This window comes from Snodgrassella sp. W8124 (assembly GCF_016100875.1).
GTDB classification, from domain to species: Bacteria; Pseudomonadota; Gammaproteobacteria; order Burkholderiales; family Neisseriaceae; genus Snodgrassella; species Snodgrassella alvi.
This window is the reverse complement of sequence record NZ_JACFRP010000001.1, coordinates 1709957-1726204: the sequence shown is the minus strand read 5'-3', so window position 1 is coordinate 1726204 and position 16248 is coordinate 1709957. Positions and strand designations below refer to the sequence as shown.

Genomic DNA, 16248 nt, shown 5'->3' with positions numbered 1-16248 from the left:
TACTTTAAATTAAAGACTTTTTTTTATAAAAATTATTACTTCTATACTCTCTGAATAATTATGATGAACAGGCTTTACCTGAATAAGCTGATTACTAAGGATTCTGTACTACCGCCAAACGATGCAAAATATTATTAGATCAAATGTTATTAAGGTATGATTTAATAGATTATTTACCCACAACATGAGGGGTATATTGCTATCAACAATAAAGTAAAAGATAAACAGGATTTATTTGAATAAAATTATAAGATAATGTAATTAATTTAAATGAATAAATTAATACAATGGAATTTTAAGGCAAGAGTGTAATTAAATTTATTATATGATAAAAAATAATTTAATTGTAATAAACAAATATTAACTTAATTTATAAATATTGTGATATTATTTTTTATTTGTGTTAAAAGATTAATTTATATGATGAAATCAATACACCCGCCATTAAAGTTAAAAACTATTCTGCTAGTTGTTCTGGGATCATTGTCAGCTTATAGTGTAGCTGCTAATACTTGTCATGCTATAGACGGATGTAAGGTGCCAGATCCGGAAAATAATAAAATTATTATTACAGCTGATCAATATTATAATGGCATTCCTACTGAGAGTGAATTTAAAGAGTTGTTTACCGGAGCTCCCGGAGAAGATGGTCATAACTTGTCGATGTTCCGGATTCATGAATCAAATAATACTGCACATTCATTAACGGCAGAATTTTCTCCAAATACTGAAATTACAATAGATACCTCGTATTTAAATAATAAAAAGTACGGAGATCATCGGGAGGATATAGACCATACAGGTGTCAGTTTTGAATCAGAAACGGGCAATGCACGGTTTGTGATGCCTAAGGGTGTTCATTTTAGCTTGCAGGGGCAGCCAAAAGAATTTGACGAAGGTATTAAAGGAATTGAACTTAGCGGAGGAAATTTGGATTCACAGGCTGATTTTACAATCACTGCTCCTCATTCTGATGCATATTATATAGCGGCTACTGGGGCTGGTACAGCTGCCAGCACAGCGAATATTCATGATTCAGAAATAAAGTTAGGTAAAGATAGTGATTATTCAGCTGCAATTTCTATAGAAGTTTCGGATAATAATAATGCACTCGTCAATGTCAATAATATGAAAATACAAGGTGATGGATATATTAATTTTGGCATAGATATAGTGAATCAGAGTTCAGAGAATCATGCTGTTGCCAATGTTAGCAACACAGAAATAAATCTTACTAATCCGCTCAGTTTAGGTTTTTATCTGAATAACGGAAGTGAAGTAAATGTTAAAAATAGTACTATAAAGTCAGGTATTGGCATTATGCTGGCAACTACTCAGACGGAAGCGGATAAACATAAATTTACAATTAAAGACAGCAAGTTAATCGGGCAGAATGCTTTACTGGGTGTCAATGATCATCGTTATTATGTTGAAGATGCTGAGGATGATGATGCTATAGGAGATGAGCAGGTTGCTGCATTACAGCCATTTACTTTAACTGCGGATCATTCTCAATTGGCAGGACGTATTTATATTGATCAGGATCCGAAGCGGGCGCCTAAAATAACTTTTAATCTGAATAATGGTTCTTCATGGACAATCAATGGTGATAGTGTACTGGATGAGCTGAATATTCATGATTCAGTTGTTTCTTTCAGTCAGGGTGGTAAATTTAAAACTCTGACAATAAATGGCGATTTAAATGGTAGCAATAGTCTGTTTAATATGAATACCAGTCTGGCCGATGGACAATCTGATAAGATTAAAATTCATGGTCAGGTTCATGGTGAACATAAAATCAGTGTGGCAGATAGTCGTAAACAGCCCAAAAAACCGAATATTCAGATAACTTTGGTTGAGTCTGAAGGTGGTGACGGATCATTCTCTATGGTTCAGAATTATGTTGATGTTGGCAGATATCGCTATTTCTTCCATCAGAACGGAAATGACTGGATTCTAAGTAATGATAATGGTGCCGCATCAGCAGGAGGCGGTCATTATGGCCCTCGGCATGAAATCAGTGATTTTTCCAATTCACTTATCAGTATGCGTCAGGCGGCCAGCCAGTTTGTATATCAGATGCAAAAACCTTTAAATGCACGCTTCAACAGTCTGAAAAATGAGTCACATGTTAATAATATGTGGTTGGACAGTAATTATACCAATAATCATTTTGACAGTACTGGCTCAAGCTATGGGTTGACTACCTCTGGTTTTAAGCAAAAATCATATAGTTTGCAATTAGGTTATGATCATTTGTTACCGCTGGGTAATGACAGTAATCAGACTTATTTGGGTGCTTTTGTGGGACAGGGGCATTCTAGTGTAGATTTTAATGGTAATTATAAGGACGGTAATCTGAAAGCACTTACTACTGGTGTTTATGTCGGCTGGTATAATACAGCAGGCTGGTTTGCCGATGCGGCTTATCGTTACAGCCATCTGAAAGCTAATGCCAACAAAATGGATAAGGCTACATGGCATAGTAATAGTCTGAGTGTTGATGCGGGTAAAGATTTCAGCCTTTCTGATAAATGGGTAATCACACCTAAAGCTGGTATAACTGCCGGTCGTTTATCCGGTGATGATTATACGAAGAGTACGACTTTTTATCGTAGTCAGTTAGGTGCGGCAGTTAAAACTACTCTGGCACTGAATAAGGTGAATCTGCATCCGTATGCAGGTGCTTACTGGTTACATGATAAAAACAGTCTGGGACATGCTATTGTTGATGATAGCAATATGCGTATTACCGGAGCTGGTAACAGTGGTCTGTATGAAGCAGGGCTGGGTGTGGATTTTAATTCAAATAATCACGCTGATTTCAAGCTTGATTATGCGAGCGGGCAGCATACAGAGCAGAAATTTGGCATTAATTTTAATTATCGCTATTCCTGGTAATTATGCTGAATTTTGTCAATGCGCCGGTTTTACCCGGCGCATTTTTTATTGAGCCAGATAAATCTGTAATGGCAGTTTCTGTTGATGCAGAACAGCTCTGATTGGCATATCGTTACTATTGATTCCGGCCAGTGCCTGTTGTAGTACCTGTTGTTGTTTTTTGCCGGAAAGTTGCAGATATAAATGTTTACTGTTTAATATTACCGGTAAAGTCAGGGAAATACGATCATGCGGTGCAGTCAGGGGTTTCATGTCTATTACCATTCTCTCGGAGTGCATATCCAGGCCTTTGGATAAATTTTCAGCATGAGGAAAAAGCGATGCAGTATGCCCGTCGTCTCCCATACCTAATACCAGTACATCTATGGGTAAGGGTAATAGTTGCTCCAGACGTGCCTGAATTTCATCCACACCATCATATGGATTTTCAGCTACGGTTTTTAGGCTGATAAAGTGTGCTGCTTTAGCTTTATTTTGTAGTAAATGGGTATGAATCAGCCGTTCGTTGCTGTCTTCGTGGTGTTTATCAACCCAGCGCTCGTCCACGAGAGTAATATAAACTTTCTCCCATGCCAGTTGCGCTTTGCTTAGTATCTGAAACAGCTCTACCGGATTCGGACCGCCTGAAACGGCAAGAGAAGCGCAATCGCGCAGATTAATTGCATTTTGCAGGTTGGCAATAATAGCTGTAGCCAGAGCTGTATTCATCGCAATAGGTGTGTCATAAAGATGTAACTGATACATGTTCATCTCCTGAAAGATATATCTGGGTTTTATTGGTGATACAGCGATAAGGTTGTTAAATTTAATATTAAAATTATTATTCGCTGGTAATGGGTTAATGAGTTGTATTTCAATGTAATTGTTGTTAAAACAAATAATAGACTGTTGGTATTTTCGTATGCGCTAACGGATATGGCACAGGTTGACGGTTAATATTTTATTGTTATTTTTATGCTATTTTAATAAATAATCAAGAAATATATATTCAATATTGGCTGTTTATAGATTGCTACGGATAAATTTATGCTCAAGTCTGCTCTTCTGTTTAGCTGATATCAGAGATGTTGCTATCATTAATTTACCCGGGCAGGTTTATGTGCTTTGGTTACAGTTTGGTAATAATTTATTTCTTTGGGATGATGTTTAAAGTTTTTGCTGCCGGATGGTGTTAAGTTATTGCTGCTGGTTGAAGAAATTTGTTATGGCAATATGGGATTGCTGTAACTGAATCAGGTGTTTTAGATGTCAAACTGGCTGTTTTGACTTAAAATAGGCGGTTATTTTTAATTTTTTATTGCCTGAATTTAATACTATGCTCAATGGTGTCAGGCGGGCAGTTGTTAGTTGATAACAATTGCATATAGTATGAGGATGCATATGAGTGAACAGCAGAATGCGCCGGTAGCTGCCGCGCAAGAAGAACAACTGGATGAAAACCAGATTATGGCACACCGCCGTGAGAAGCTGACGGCGATTCGTGCTGAGGGAATTGCTTTTCCAAATGATTTTAAGCGGGATGCTTTTGCCGGAGATTTGCATCAGCTTTATGATGAGTTTGATAAGGATGCGCTGGCAGAAAAGGCAATTCCAGTAAAGGTAGCCGGACGTATTATGCTGAAACGTCATATGGGTAAAGCCAGCTTCGCGACCATTCAGGATATGACCGGCCGTATTCAGCTGTATATCAACAATCAGGGTGTTGGTGAGCAAGTTCATGATACATTCAAGCACTGGGATCTGGGTGATATTGTGGGTGCTGAAGGTGAACTGATGAAAACCAATCACGGTGAGCTTACGGTACGGGTGTCTGGTCTGCGGTTGCTGACTAAGTCTTTGCGACCATTACCTGATAAGTTTCACGGTTTAGCTGATCAGGAGCAGAAATATCGCCAGCGCTATGTAGATTTAATTACCAATGAGCAAACGCGTGACACTTTTGTGAAACGGAGTCGGATTATTCAGGCGATACGGAATGTGATGGTAGGTGAGCGCTATCTGGAGGTGGAAACACCGATGATGCATCCGATTCCGGGCGGAGCTACAGCAAAGCCGTTTGTTACGCATCATAATGCTCTGGATATGGATTTATTTTTACGTGTGGCACCTGAGCTTTATCTGAAACGGCTGGTTGTGGGTGGTCTGGAGCGTGTGTTTGAAATTAACCGTAATTTCCGCAATGAGGGCATGAGTACACGCCATAATCCGGAATTCACGATGATGGAATTCTATGAGGCTTATGGTGATTACCAGCGCATGATGGACATGACAGAAAAGGTAATCCGTGCTGCTGCTATTGAGGCAACAGGCAGTGCTGTGGTGAGTTATAACGGTAAGGAGGTAGATTTAAGCCAGCCGTTTGCTCGTATGACTATTGTAGAAGCAATTAAACATTTTAATCCGCAGTATACGGATGAACAGCTGACGGATGAGGCCTGGCTGAAGGCTGAAATTAAAAAACTGGGCGGAGCTTTACCTATGGCTCAGGGTCTGGGCAGTTTGCAGCTGGCTTTATTTGAGGAGTGCGCGGAAGCGCAATTATGGCAGCCTACATTTATTGTGGATTATCCGGTAGAAGTATCACCACTGGCACGTGCATCGGATACTAAACCGGGTTTAACTGAGCGTTTCGAGTTGTTTGTGGTCGGACGCGAACTGGCTAACGGCTATTCGGAATTAAATGATCCTGAAGATCAGGCTGCGCGTTTCAAAGCTCAGGTAGCACAGCTGGATGCTGGTGATGATGAAGCAATGCATTACGATGCAGATTATATTCGTGCTATGGAATATGGTTTACCGCCAACCGGCGGCTGCGGTATTGGCATGGATCGTCTGATTATGCTGCTGACAGATGCTCAAACAATACGTGATGTTATTCTGTTTCCGCAAATGCGTTTAGAGTAGTGAGAATCGTCTTTCTGTAATTTAAAAGCCGCCAGATTAATTCTGTGCGGCTTTTGGTTTTGTTATTCGGTTATTTATGCGGAAGATTTGATTGTGTGCCGGAGTGAGCTGTTTGTTCGTTATCGGTTTCTACAGTGTACTCACCCTCGATAATGTCCCCCTGTTCCGGTTGTGTTGAACGGGAGAAGGATTGGGTTGTGCCGGTCAGAGGCTTGCCGCTAATAGGTAGTAATAACAAGGCAGCAAATATATCTGAGACAAATCCGGGGCTAATAAGCATGATGGAGGCGAATATGTAGCGCACTGGCCATAATAGCTGGTAAAGCGATACATTGTTGCCAGTACGAATGGTAGCCATTGCAAGAAATAAGCCAGACACGCCAATATTACGCAGCATGAAAATACCGCAGACAATTGACAGTAAGATGATAAGCAGTGTCCAGCCGCCACCAATCAGATTGCTAACCAGAATAATGGAAAGGACTTCCAGTACTGCCAGTATCGGTAATGCCCAACCTATGTAACGCATGTAAGTTACCCTTTTAAGCTATAACATTTTTAACAGATGGTTGCAGGATCGAAGAATTCAATATAGCAGTTGTGAAATGGATTTCTCTGCCTGTCTGAAAAGAGGGGCTTACTAGTCAATGAGGCGGGAAAAGCTATGTTAATATCAAGCTAAGATTAGCTAAACAAGTTATGCTATACAGATTCTTGTTAAGATTTTGGTAAATCAATGATACAGATATGGAAATTGAGCGGAATATTATGGCGTTCCGGTTTAAGTGTGTTGCTGGGCGGCTGTTTGTTGCTGGGCGGCTGTGCCAATAATAATCCGGCTAAAGCGCCGGTAATGAATGGTAGAGCGCAAAATGGTTATTACCGAGTACAGCGCGGAGATACGTTATATCGCATTGGTTTGCGATTTAATCAGGATGTGAATACTTTAGTTCGCTGGAATCATCTGGCTAATCCTCATGCTATTGAAGTGGGGCAGTTGATTCGGGTACGTAAACCAAATTCTGTATCAGGCGGTTCTGCGGGAGTAAAACGACAGCCTGGTCGTGTTACACCTAAACCGGATACCGGAACGACTACAACAGCTGCTCCTGATATTCGTTTGCGATGGCCGGTGAAGGGCAAAGTAATCAGTACATTTAATGGTCAGACGCAAAAGGGTATTGATATTGCCGGTAGCCGTGGTACGCCGGTTAAAGCAGCTGCAGCGGGTATCGTAGAGTATGCCGGAGAGGAACTGCGTGGATATGGCAAACTGGTACTGATTAAGCATAGTAACAGTACGATAACGGCCTATGCGTACAATGATTCCCTGAAAGTTGTTAATGGGCAGAAAGTTCAGGCCGGACAGACAATCGCAACAATGGGAGATAGCGGAACCACTGGTGTAAAACTGCATTTTGAGGTTCGGGTGAATAGTAAGGCGGTTAATCCTTTACGTTATCTGTCAAATTAGCGTCAGACTACTGAAAGCAGATGTTAACAGGTACGTTGTACTGATTGGTCTGGTAAGTTGAGAATGGTGGTTTTATTTTATAATTGGGCAAAATTGAAGGAAGTATTATGAAAGAACATCGTGCCCGCAAACGTTTTGGTCAGAATTTCCTGCAGGATAAAAGTATTATTCAGGATATTGTGCGTGCGGTTCGCCCTCAGCCTGAGGATACGGTAATTGAAATTGGTCCGGGTCTGGCCGCAATTACGGAACCTCTTGCTATGGCTGTCAATAAATTGCATGTGATTGAGATTGATCGTGATATTGTAGCCCGATTACGTACGCTGCCATTTGCATCAAAGCTATTAATTCATGAGGGCGATGTCCTGCAATTTGATTTTAATACTGTACCCGGCAAAAAAAAGATTGTTGGTAACTTGCCGTATAATATTTCCACGCCGTTGTTATTTCGTTTTGGTCAGTATGCTGATGATATTATAGATATGCACTTTATGCTGCAAAAAGAAGTGGTTGAACGTATGGTGGCAGTAGCAGGCAGTAATGATTACGGGCGTTTAAGTGTCATGTTGCAGTATTTTTTTGAGATGGAAAATTTACTTGATGTGCCGCCTCAGGCCTTTATACCTGCACCAAAGGTAGATTCAGCTGTGGTACGAATGATTCCGCAGTGTGGTCGCATTGGTATTGCTGAGGATTTTAATCATTTTGCTGCATTGGTCAAACAGGCTTTTAAACAGAGACGTAAAACTATTCATAATAATCTGAAAGAATCAGTAGATGATGCAGCATTGATGGCTGTAGGTATTGATCCCGGCAGCCGGCCAGAACGGGTTACGCCAGAGCTTTATGTGGCATTAAGTAATCATTTGTTGCACAATGGCGCTTCTGTCTGAATGATTAATGCAGACAGTTACAGGATGTGGGGAATACATGATTGAATTTAAGAATGTCCATAAATGGTTTAAAGATTTGCATGTTATTAATGGTGTGAATCTGACTGTTAGTCAGGGGGAGGTGGTAGTGGTATGCGGTCCTTCTGGCAGCGGTAAATCTACGCTGATTCGTACTGTAAATCAGCTGGAAAAAATCCAGCAGGGTGAAATCTGGGTTGACGGAATTAATGTTGCTGATCCGAAAGCTGATTTAAATCGAGTACGAACTGAGGTTGGTTTTGTATTTCAGCATTTTAATTTATATCCGCATCTTACAGTTCTGGAAAATATTATTTTGTCACCGATGAAGGTGAAAAAAGAAAGTCGCGCGCAGGCTGAAGCCAAAGCTAAGGAACTGCTGGCTAAAGTAGGGCTGGCGCATAAGTGCGATGCTTTTCCGCAGCAGTTGTCGGGCGGTCAGCAACAGCGGGTTGCGATTGCCCGCGGTCTGGCTATGGAACCAAGAGTAATGCTGTTTGATGAGCCGACTTCTGCCCTGGATCCGGAAATGATAGGTGAAGTGCTGAAAGTTATGAAAGATCTGGCGCTTAGTGGTATGACAATGATGGTGGTCACGCATGAGATGGGTTTTGCCCGTGAAGTAGCTGATCGGGTAGTATTTATTGATCATGGTGAAATTGTTGAAGAGGCTACTCCGGAAGAATTTTTCCAGCGTCCGCAACATGAAAGAGCTCAGCAGTTTCTTAATCAGTTGTTAACTCATTAGCTATTAATTATTTTGCTGTGATTAATTTAAATTAGACAGTCATATAATTTCGCTGATAAAAAAGTAATCAGATTTTACAGCCCTTATCATTAAGACGATAAGGGCTTATTTCATTTTTACTGTATTAAAAAATTTATATTTTAATTTTATTTATTATTCAGTTTTAGTAACCTAATCGCTGACAGATAGTTGATACAAGTCCGGCCTGATTCAGGGTATAAAAATGCAGGCTGGGTGCTCCCTGCTGAAGCAAATGGTCGCACATTTCAGTTACTACATCCAGCCCAAGTGCTTTAATTGATGCTGTATCATCTGCATAAGACTGAAGTTTTAGGCGTAACCAGCGCGGAATCTCTGCGCCACAGGTTTCTGAAAAGCGTGCCAATTTGGAAAAGCTGGCAATAGGCATGATGCCGGGAATAATGGGAATATCTATTCCTCTGCCCTGTACTTCGTCCACAAACCAGAAATAACTGTCTGCATTGAAAAAATATTGGGTAATTGCTGAGTCGGCACCAGCCTGACATTTACGTACAAAATGATTGATATCATCTTCAGCGCTGCGTGATTGAGGGTGAAACTCCGGATAGGCAGCAATTTCAATATGAAACCAGTCACCAAACTCCTGGCGGATAAGAGCAACCAGCTCATTTGCATAGCGCAGTCCCTGATGTCCGAAGCCCACGCCTGACGGAACGTCACCACGTAAGGCTACAATATGACGGATGCCCATGTCTTTGTAGGTTTGGAGCAGGCTGATCATTTCTTCACGGCTGGCGCCAATACAGGCCAGATGAGGAGCGGCTGCTACTCCATCATTCATAATATCGGTAATTGTTTGCAATGTACCAGCTCGTGTAGTTCCGCCTGCACCATAAGTACATGAAAAATATTCAGGTTGATATTGGCTTAACTGTTTGCGGGTGATGGCCAGTTTGCGCCGTCCCTCTTCAGTACGCGGCGGAAAAAATTCAAAGCTCAACTGGGTAAAACTCATGATTAAACAGTTTCTCCGTAGGTTATGGTTAGATATCTAACCATAACGTTTCAGACATGCTCAATCAATGTTTTATTGCAGATTTTCTTTGAAAAATCCGCTAAATAATATGAATAAAATTCATAATAAAATTTGCAGAGAATTTATTATCCTGTTTATCTGATTTATTTTTCAGCTTGCCGGCGCGAAAACTGAATACCAAGCTGTTTAAGTTTGCGATAAAGATGAGTTCGTTCCAGCCCTACTTTCTGAGCCACTTTACTCATATTATGTCCTTCCTGAGCTATGTGGTATTCGAAATAGCGTCGTTCCAGATCCTCTCTCAGTTCACGCAGAGGCAGATCAAAATTAAAGCCGTTCATGGTTTCATGAGGCTGGTTATGTTTGAACTGATTCAGAATAGTACTGACAACATTAACGTCAATTTCGTTATTTTCTGCTGTGAGCATCAGGCTTTTAACAACACTGCGCAGCTGTTCCAGATTACCCGGCCAGTCGTACTGACGCAATTCATTCAAGGCAGCAGTAGTGAATTTTACTGGCGGAATTTTCTGGCTTTCTGCCAGTTCGGTCGTTATTTGTTCCACCAGAAATACCATATCATCCAGCTGCGAACGCAACGGAGGAATAGCAACAATTAGTGATGACAAGGTATTAAGCAGCTTGTTATCCTGTAACGGATCAGTAATCATTTCTTTAATTGACCTGCTGCAAACGCAGATAATGCGAGCGTTGTAGCGGTCTGCTTTAGTCAGAATGAAACCGATACTTTGCTGGGTACTTTTACCATACTGGGCTATATCGCCCAGATAAAGTATGCCACCGGTGGCTTTCTGTAATAATTCAATAGGAGCATCAACGATTTGTTCTACTTTGGACGGTTCTACCCAGGGTGTTGAGCTTTTATGAAATGAGCGTGCTACCAGTTCAAAAGGAGAGCCCAGTTCACCTGTTAGTAATACCGGAGTACTGAATTTAGCTATACGTTCCAGTTGCTGATTTAATTCTTTAATTGCAGGGCTGTGACCGAGCTTATCCAGTGTCAGATTGGAAGCAGCCTGCATTTGCCCGTATTTTAAAGCACGGTCTACGGTACTGAGTAATTTTTGCAGGGAAATAGGTTTTTCCAGAAAATCCAGTGCGCCAATTTTTGTGGCTTCTATGGCAGTGTCAATGCTGGCATGGCCGCTCATCATCACTACCGGCATAGTTAACTGTCCGGATTTTGCCCATTCTTTAAGTAAGGTAATCCCATCGCAGTCAGGCATCCAGATATCCAGTAATACCATCGCAGGGCGTGTTTGCTGGCGTAGTTGGCGGGCAGTATCGGCATTTTCGGCTGTGGTGACGGTATAACCTTCGTCCTGCAAGATTTCCGATAATAAATCGCGGATACCTATTTCATCATCAACAATTAAAATATCACTGCTTCGCATTTCTATTCACCTGTAATGGTAAGGTTATTTTGACACAAGCCAGTCCGTTTTTCTGATTACTGATTTGGATCCGCCCGCCGTGTTCTTCAATGATTTTTTTTACTACCGGCAATCCCAGTCCGGTACCACCGGGTTTGTCTGTTACATAAGGGTCAAATGCATGTAATAACATCTCCTGACTAAATGTTTTACCATTATTACTTACGTAGAAAAGAATATGTTCGCTATTTAATTCAGTTTGTATGCTTACTTCAGGAGAGTCAGATGCTGCAGCTGCCTCTACTGCATTTTTCAGCAGATTATGAATAACCTGACGTAAAGCTCCGCTGTCAGCGTTAACATTCATTACTATCTTACTCAAATTAACTGTAAATGTACAATTACTACCTTCATAAAGTACCAAAACCTCGCGTATTAGTTCATTTAAATCAAGGTTTGTGAATTTTAATGCCGGTGAACGGGCATAATTGCGGAATGCTTCAACCATATCTTTCATTGCTGCTACCTGACGGATAATGGTATTAGTAGCACGGCTTAAAATTTGTCTGTCCGCTTCGTTTAATTTATCACTGAGCTTCCACGCCAGCCGTTCGGCAGATAGTTGAATTGGTGTCAGCGGGTTACGGATTTCATGTGCCAGCCGCTGGGCAACCTCACCCCATGCTGCTTCTTTCTGAGCACTTACCAGAGCTGTAACATCATCAAACACCAGTACAGTACCGCCACCGCTGTCTTCGGGCAGAGGTGTGGCCTTCCCTAGTAATATCAGAGCCTCATCTTTGTGATTATAGGTAATTTGCGCCGGTTTGTTCTGATATTCTGTAGTCAGTATCTGTTGAAATACATCAGCCAGCATTGCTGTTTGCGGGCTTTGTTCTGTAAGTTGGCTGATATTTTGCCCGAGTATCGGATTCAGATTCTGGCCAAGGATGTTCTCCGCCATTTGATTAAAGGTAATCAGGCATCCTTCTGGATTGAGGGTAACTACACCAGTGGTCAGGCTATTAAGTATATATTCCAGATAATGTCTGGCCGCTTCCTGTTGTTCACGTGAATGCCGTAGCTGTATTGTCATGTGATTAAACAGACCGGTTAATTTTCCCAGCTCATCATTGCGATAAATGGTTTGTTGTACGTCCAGATCACCTTTGGCCACTGCACGGGCACCATCGGCAAGTGACAGAATAGGGGCAACAAATTGCCGGGCAAAATATAACGCCACCAGCAGAGCCAGAATAATGGACAGCAGGGTAGCCATTAGTAATGTAGCCAGAAAAAAGGTTTGCAGACTTTGTTTAGTAAAGCTCAGCTCCCCATATTTTGCCCGTGCCGCTTCAATCAGAGTTGCATCCCGTGCTACTTTGGCCGGAATTGGCTGGCGGAAAAACAGGGCTTTATCGCTGTTGTGTCCGGGTAAAAGCAGCCAGCCCTGTGCATAAAGAATATTATTGATACTTTCAATCTCACGGACAGAGCCTGAATTATGCAACTGCTGAATCAGATTCGGGTTAAGTTCAGGAGTGGACAGGTGCTGAGGATTATATTCGGCTTCAAGCCGTTTATTGTTTAAATTATAAATATCTAACTGACTGAACTGTCTGCTTTTGCCATTTTTCTCTAGAACGGGTACTAGTGGTTGTTCCAGACCATTGGCTGCAATCAGGGCGATCTGAATATTGGCCGCCCGGCGAACTGTGTTGTCCAGCTCATAATCCAGAGCCGATTTACTCAGGCTGATACTGCGGTTTAGTGCTTCTTCTGTATCGTTACCAAACCACGAATGAATACTGTGCGAGATAAACTGTGCAGATACTCCGAACAGAAATAAACCGGGTAATACAGCTACCAGGGTAAACATGGAAGCCAGACGCAATGCAATTTTGGAACCGAACTCCTGTCTGTGCCGGCTTTGCAGCAATTTCCACCAATAAGAACCGGCCATCAGCATCAGTGCCAGTACCAGTAGTGAGGCAAATCCAAAAGCAAACCAGAAATATTTTGAGAAAACATTAGTGTTGCCGGTAGCGACAGCCAGAACATACAGGGTCACTACACAGAGTACTGCCATGACCAGAATCAGCCGTCTCATTGTGGTCAGTCCGCGTTAATGACTAGACGATGCCAGCCGGAATCCAATTGCCAGCTATGGGAAGTGAGAGCATTAATCTGAAATGGCTTGGGTAACTGGCTGATACTCAGACTAAGGCGAACATCAGCACGCACTTCATTCGCAGAGACACCACTGAGTGTGCCATTGCTCAGGACGCGCCAGTTGGCTACAGCACCAACGGCTCTAAGTGCGGTATCAAGGCTGTTGTATTCGGTAGAGAACGTGGAACCCATGCTGACACGGTAGCGGTTAGTCAGCGGGTGATAAGCGAGTTTGTACTGTATAAGGTTATCACCGCCAATCAGGTTATTAATCCGATTACGGTAAGAAGCGAGCGTGGGGGCTGTTAACTGATAGTTCAGATCAAAATTTAATGGTACGCCTTGAGTCAGAGCCTGTTTCAGTTGGTCGGGCAGCTGGGTATTAAAACGTGTATTGATGGAAAGCTGACCATTACTGGTAATATTAGCCTGAGCACGGGTGGTGCTTATGCCTTCGGCCAGTGCTGCAGTAATGCTCAGGCAGAGGAGACAGGCAAAAAGTAGACTAGATTTTATCGATAAGCGCGTAAAAAAAGCCATCTTGTCTGCTGTTCGGTAATAAAATACGTGAGAGACGCTCGCGGGCATCCGCATGTCGGGTTAAAAAACGGGTTACTTGTTGCTGGTTTTCTTCTGTAAAAATCGAACAGGTGGCCAGAAGCAGGCGCCCACCTGATTTTAAAGTAAGCCACAGATTATCCAGTAAAGCTTCCTGCTGTAGTGCAGTTTTTTGTCCGTCCTGAGACTGACGTAACCATTTGATGTCAGGATGACGTTTTACTACACCTGAAGCTGTACAGGGTACATCAGCAAGAATGGCATCAAAAGTGTTGCCATCATACCATGAGTGCAGATCTTTTGCGTCGGCACAATGCAAATGAGCCTGCTGATGCAAGCGTTGCAGATTCTCCTGTACGCGCTCAAAACGCTGCGAATCTATATCCAGTGCGGTTACATCGCAGTCTGCCCATTCAAGCATATGTCCTGTTTTACCACCCGGTGCAGCACATGCATCCAGAATGCGCTCACCGGATTGCGGATTGAGCAAAGGAATGGCTTGCTGAGCCCCAAAATCCTGTACAGACACATGTCCTGAAGCGAAATCCGGTAGCTTTGATACGGCTACTGCCTGTTGCAGCATAATGCTGTGTGTATCGAGAATTCTGGCTGGTATACCGGCTGCGGCCAGTTTGGTTTGATATTGCTCAGCATCAGTATAGCGACGATTAACTCGCAATGTCATAGGCGGATGCTGAGCCATTGCTGTAACCATATTATGCCAATGCTGAGGATAATGCTTTTTAAGATAGTTTAACCACCATGCAGGCAGATTGAAACGGGCTGTATCCTGTTTAAGTGCATTGGCTAATAAGTCCTCATGCTCGCGTAGAAAGCGCCGTAACAGAGCATTAACCAGTTTCTGGTAACGACCACCGTGCAATCGGCGTGCATGATTCACAGCTTCATTCACAACGGCATGATGTGCATTGCGAGTAAAATGTAATTGGTATAAAGCAATGATAAGAAGATGGCGAATATCTGCCGGTGGTGAAGCTGTGGTCATTTGCTGTACAAGTTGTTGCAACAGACCTAAATAACGCAGGCTACCATGAGTAAGATCTTGCAAGGCAGCTCTGTCAGAGGCTGACAGTTCAGGATGTTGCTGTATTACTTGAATCAGAATTTCATTGAGATTACATCCGTTTAGGACTTCGCCGATGATATTTGCTGCTAATTGCTGGGCGCGAGCCATACTCATGCATCAGTCTCCGCTGAAGCGAGTAATGTACCCTGTTGCAAGATATTACCGGCTTGGAATGCGGTTACAGACATGGCTTTGCTACCCGCTTTCTGAATTTCTTCAATACTGATGGAGTCTTTGCCACAGGCTACAATCAGTTCATGTTCATTACTGTGTAAAACCATTCCCGGTATGCCTGTGTATGAAACTATTTTAGCGCGCCGGATTTTAAGCGGTTTATCCTGCCAGACAGTCCATGCTCCGGGTACCGGATTAAAAGCACGAATTTTTCGTACAATTTCTGCAGCAGGCCGGGTCCAGTCAATTTGCGCTTCAGCTTTGCTTAATTTATGAGCATAAGTAACGCCTGTTTCACTTTGTGGAATTGGCTGTAGCTGGTTAATTTGTTGTAAATCAGCAACAATTGCATCAGCACCCAGCTGCATTAATGCATCATGTACTTCACTCGCTGTATCGTCTGTTTTAATCGTATATTTATGACGACTGATTACTGAACCGGTATCCAGACCGGCATCCATTTGCATGATACATACCCCGGTTTCGTGATCGCCGGCTTCAATTGCACGCTGAATCGGCGCGGCACCACGCCAGCGCGGCAACAGAGACGCATGAATATTGAGACAGCCATATCTGGGAATGTTAAGCACTGCCTGTGGTAGTAATAGCCCGTAAGCAGCTACAACCATGACATCAGCCTGCTGATTTTCCAATATTGCCTGAATTTCGGCCGTTTTTAATGTAGTTGGCTGCATTACGGTAAGACCGTGTGTCAGTGCTGCTTTTTTGACTGCGCTGGGTTGTAACTTTAACCCGCGGCCGCTAGGGCGGTCTGGCTGGGTTAGTACCAGAGGTACGTTAAAACCGGCTGCAACAATAGCATTGAGTGCAGCCGCAGCAAAATCAGGGGTTCCGGCGAAAATAACAGAAGGCTTCATGCAATAAATCCACAACAGGCATAACAGCT

Annotated in this window: 13 protein-coding genes; 5 read left to right on the top strand and 8 right to left on the bottom strand. The window is 42.5% G+C overall.

Annotated elements, in window-relative coordinates:
- Window positions 1-420 precede the first annotated feature (420 nt).
- Window positions 421-2901: an autotransporter outer membrane beta-barrel domain-containing protein gene (locus H3U73_RS07720; RefSeq protein WP_084550128.1), complete on the top strand. Its 2481-nt coding sequence runs from the start codon at window positions 421-423 to the stop codon at window positions 2899-2901.
- A gap of 45 nt (window positions 2902-2946) precedes the next feature.
- Here H3U73_RS07720 and pgl read toward each other — a convergent pair whose 3' ends face one another.
- Window positions 2947-3645, bottom strand: a complete 699-nt coding sequence (gene pgl, locus H3U73_RS07715) for a 6-phosphogluconolactonase (protein ID WP_051506363.1) — start codon at window positions 3643-3645, stop codon at window positions 2947-2949.
- Window positions 3646-4281: 636 nt separating this feature from the next.
- On the opposite strand from pgl, the gene lysS reads away from it, so the two are divergent.
- A complete protein-coding gene (lysS, locus tag H3U73_RS07710; protein ID WP_084550130.1) occupies window positions 4282-5805 on the top strand; it encodes a lysine--tRNA ligase in 1524 nt (507 codons plus the stop codon).
- 70 nt (window positions 5806-5875) lie between these two features.
- On the opposite strand, the gene H3U73_RS07705 is transcribed toward lysS, so the two are convergent.
- On the bottom strand, window positions 5876-6334 hold the full coding sequence (locus tag H3U73_RS07705; RefSeq protein ID WP_025329795.1) for an FxsA family protein: 459 nt from the start codon (window positions 6332-6334) through the stop codon (window positions 5876-5878).
- A 207-nt stretch (window positions 6335-6541) separates the two neighbouring features.
- Here H3U73_RS07705 and H3U73_RS07700 point away from each other — a divergent pair, with 207 nt between their 5' ends.
- The 3 genes from H3U73_RS07700 to H3U73_RS07690 all read left to right on the top strand — a co-directional run bounded on the left by H3U73_RS07700 (window position 6542) and on the right by H3U73_RS07690 (window position 8938).
- Window positions 6542-7279 (top strand): peptidoglycan DD-metalloendopeptidase family protein, encoded by a 738-nt coding sequence (locus H3U73_RS07700; RefSeq protein ID WP_084550132.1) that lies wholly within the window; start codon window positions 6542-6544, stop codon window positions 7277-7279.
- 107 nt (window positions 7280-7386) lie between these two features.
- The gene (rsmA, locus tag H3U73_RS07695) at window positions 7387-8172 is read left to right on the top strand and encodes a 16S rRNA (adenine(1518)-N(6)/adenine(1519)-N(6))-dimethyltransferase RsmA (RefSeq protein WP_084550134.1); all 786 of its coding nucleotides are present in this window, start codon (window positions 7387-7389) and stop codon (window positions 8170-8172) included.
- A 37-nt stretch (window positions 8173-8209) separates the two neighbouring features.
- Window positions 8210-8938, top strand: a complete 729-nt coding sequence (locus H3U73_RS07690; RefSeq protein ID WP_025329798.1) for an amino acid ABC transporter ATP-binding protein — start codon at window positions 8210-8212, stop codon at window positions 8936-8938.
- A gap of 163 nt (window positions 8939-9101) precedes the next feature.
- Here H3U73_RS07690 and metF read toward each other — a convergent pair whose 3' ends face one another.
- The 6 genes from metF to fmt all read right to left on the bottom strand — a co-directional run bounded on the left by metF (window position 9102) and on the right by fmt (window position 16219).
- A complete protein-coding gene (gene metF, locus H3U73_RS07685; RefSeq protein ID WP_025329799.1) occupies window positions 9102-9935 on the bottom strand; it encodes a methylenetetrahydrofolate reductase [NAD(P)H] in 834 nt (277 codons plus the stop codon).
- A gap of 164 nt (window positions 9936-10099) precedes the next feature.
- Window positions 10100-11371: a sigma-54 dependent transcriptional regulator gene (locus tag H3U73_RS07680; protein WP_025329800.1), complete on the bottom strand. Its 1272-nt coding sequence runs from the start codon at window positions 11369-11371 to the stop codon at window positions 10100-10102.
- Window positions 11358-13460 (bottom strand): PAS domain-containing sensor histidine kinase, encoded by a 2103-nt coding sequence (locus H3U73_RS07675; RefSeq protein ID WP_084550136.1) that lies wholly within the window; start codon window positions 13458-13460, stop codon window positions 11358-11360. Before H3U73_RS07675 ends, H3U73_RS07680 begins: the two co-directional genes overlap by 14 nt.
- A gap of 5 nt (window positions 13461-13465) precedes the next feature.
- On the bottom strand, window positions 13466-14062 hold the full coding sequence (locus H3U73_RS07670) for a DUF4390 domain-containing protein (RefSeq protein WP_025329802.1): 597 nt from the start codon (window positions 14060-14062) through the stop codon (window positions 13466-13468).
- Window positions 14028-15281, bottom strand: a complete 1254-nt coding sequence (gene rsmB / locus H3U73_RS07665) for a 16S rRNA (cytosine(967)-C(5))-methyltransferase RsmB (protein ID WP_198190307.1) — start codon at window positions 15279-15281, stop codon at window positions 14028-14030. The genes H3U73_RS07670 and rsmB overlap by 35 nt, the downstream gene beginning before the upstream one ends.
- Entirely contained in the window at window positions 15278-16219 is a 942-nt protein-coding gene (gene fmt, locus H3U73_RS07660; protein WP_198190306.1) for a methionyl-tRNA formyltransferase, read from the bottom strand. Before fmt ends, rsmB begins: the two co-directional genes overlap by 4 nt.
- Between the last annotated feature and the right edge of the window lie 29 nt (window positions 16220-16248).

Excerpts from the sequence above, each read along its gene's own strand:
- H3U73_RS07690 (WP_025329798.1), top strand. The coding sequence starts at position 8,210 with ATGATTGAATTTAAGAATGTCCATAAATGGTTTAAAGATTTGCATGTT.
- H3U73_RS07675 (WP_084550136.1), bottom strand. The coding sequence starts at position 13,460 with ATGAGACGGCTGATTCTGGTCATGGCAGTACTCTGTGTAGTGACCCTG.
- H3U73_RS07705 (WP_025329795.1), bottom strand. The coding sequence starts at position 6,334 with ATGCGTTACATAGGTTGGGCATTACCGATACTGGCAGTACTGGAAGTC.
- H3U73_RS07670 (WP_025329802.1), bottom strand. The coding sequence starts at position 14,062 with ATGGCTTTTTTTACGCGCTTATCGATAAAATCTAGTCTACTTTTTGCC.
- metF (WP_025329799.1), bottom strand. The coding sequence starts at position 9,935 with ATGAGTTTTACCCAGTTGAGCTTTGAATTTTTTCCGCCGCGTACTGAA.
- rsmA (WP_084550134.1), top strand. The coding sequence starts at position 7,387 with ATGAAAGAACATCGTGCCCGCAAACGTTTTGGTCAGAATTTCCTGCAG.
- rsmB (WP_198190307.1), bottom strand. The coding sequence starts at position 15,281 with ATGAGTATGGCTCGCGCCCAGCAATTAGCAGCAAATATCATCGGCGAA.
- lysS (WP_084550130.1), top strand. The coding sequence starts at position 4,282 with ATGAGTGAACAGCAGAATGCGCCGGTAGCTGCCGCGCAAGAAGAACAA.
- pgl (WP_051506363.1), bottom strand. The coding sequence starts at position 3,645 with ATGTATCAGTTACATCTTTATGACACACCTATTGCGATGAATACAGCT.
- H3U73_RS07680 (WP_025329800.1), bottom strand. The coding sequence starts at position 11,371 with ATGCGAAGCAGTGATATTTTAATTGTTGATGATGAAATAGGTATCCGC.
- H3U73_RS07700 (WP_084550132.1), top strand. The coding sequence starts at position 6,542 with ATGATACAGATATGGAAATTGAGCGGAATATTATGGCGTTCCGGTTTA.
- H3U73_RS07720 (WP_084550128.1), top strand. The coding sequence starts at position 421 with ATGATGAAATCAATACACCCGCCATTAAAGTTAAAAACTATTCTGCTA.
- fmt (WP_198190306.1), bottom strand. The coding sequence starts at position 16,219 with ATGAAGCCTTCTGTTATTTTCGCCGGAACCCCTGATTTTGCTGCGGCT.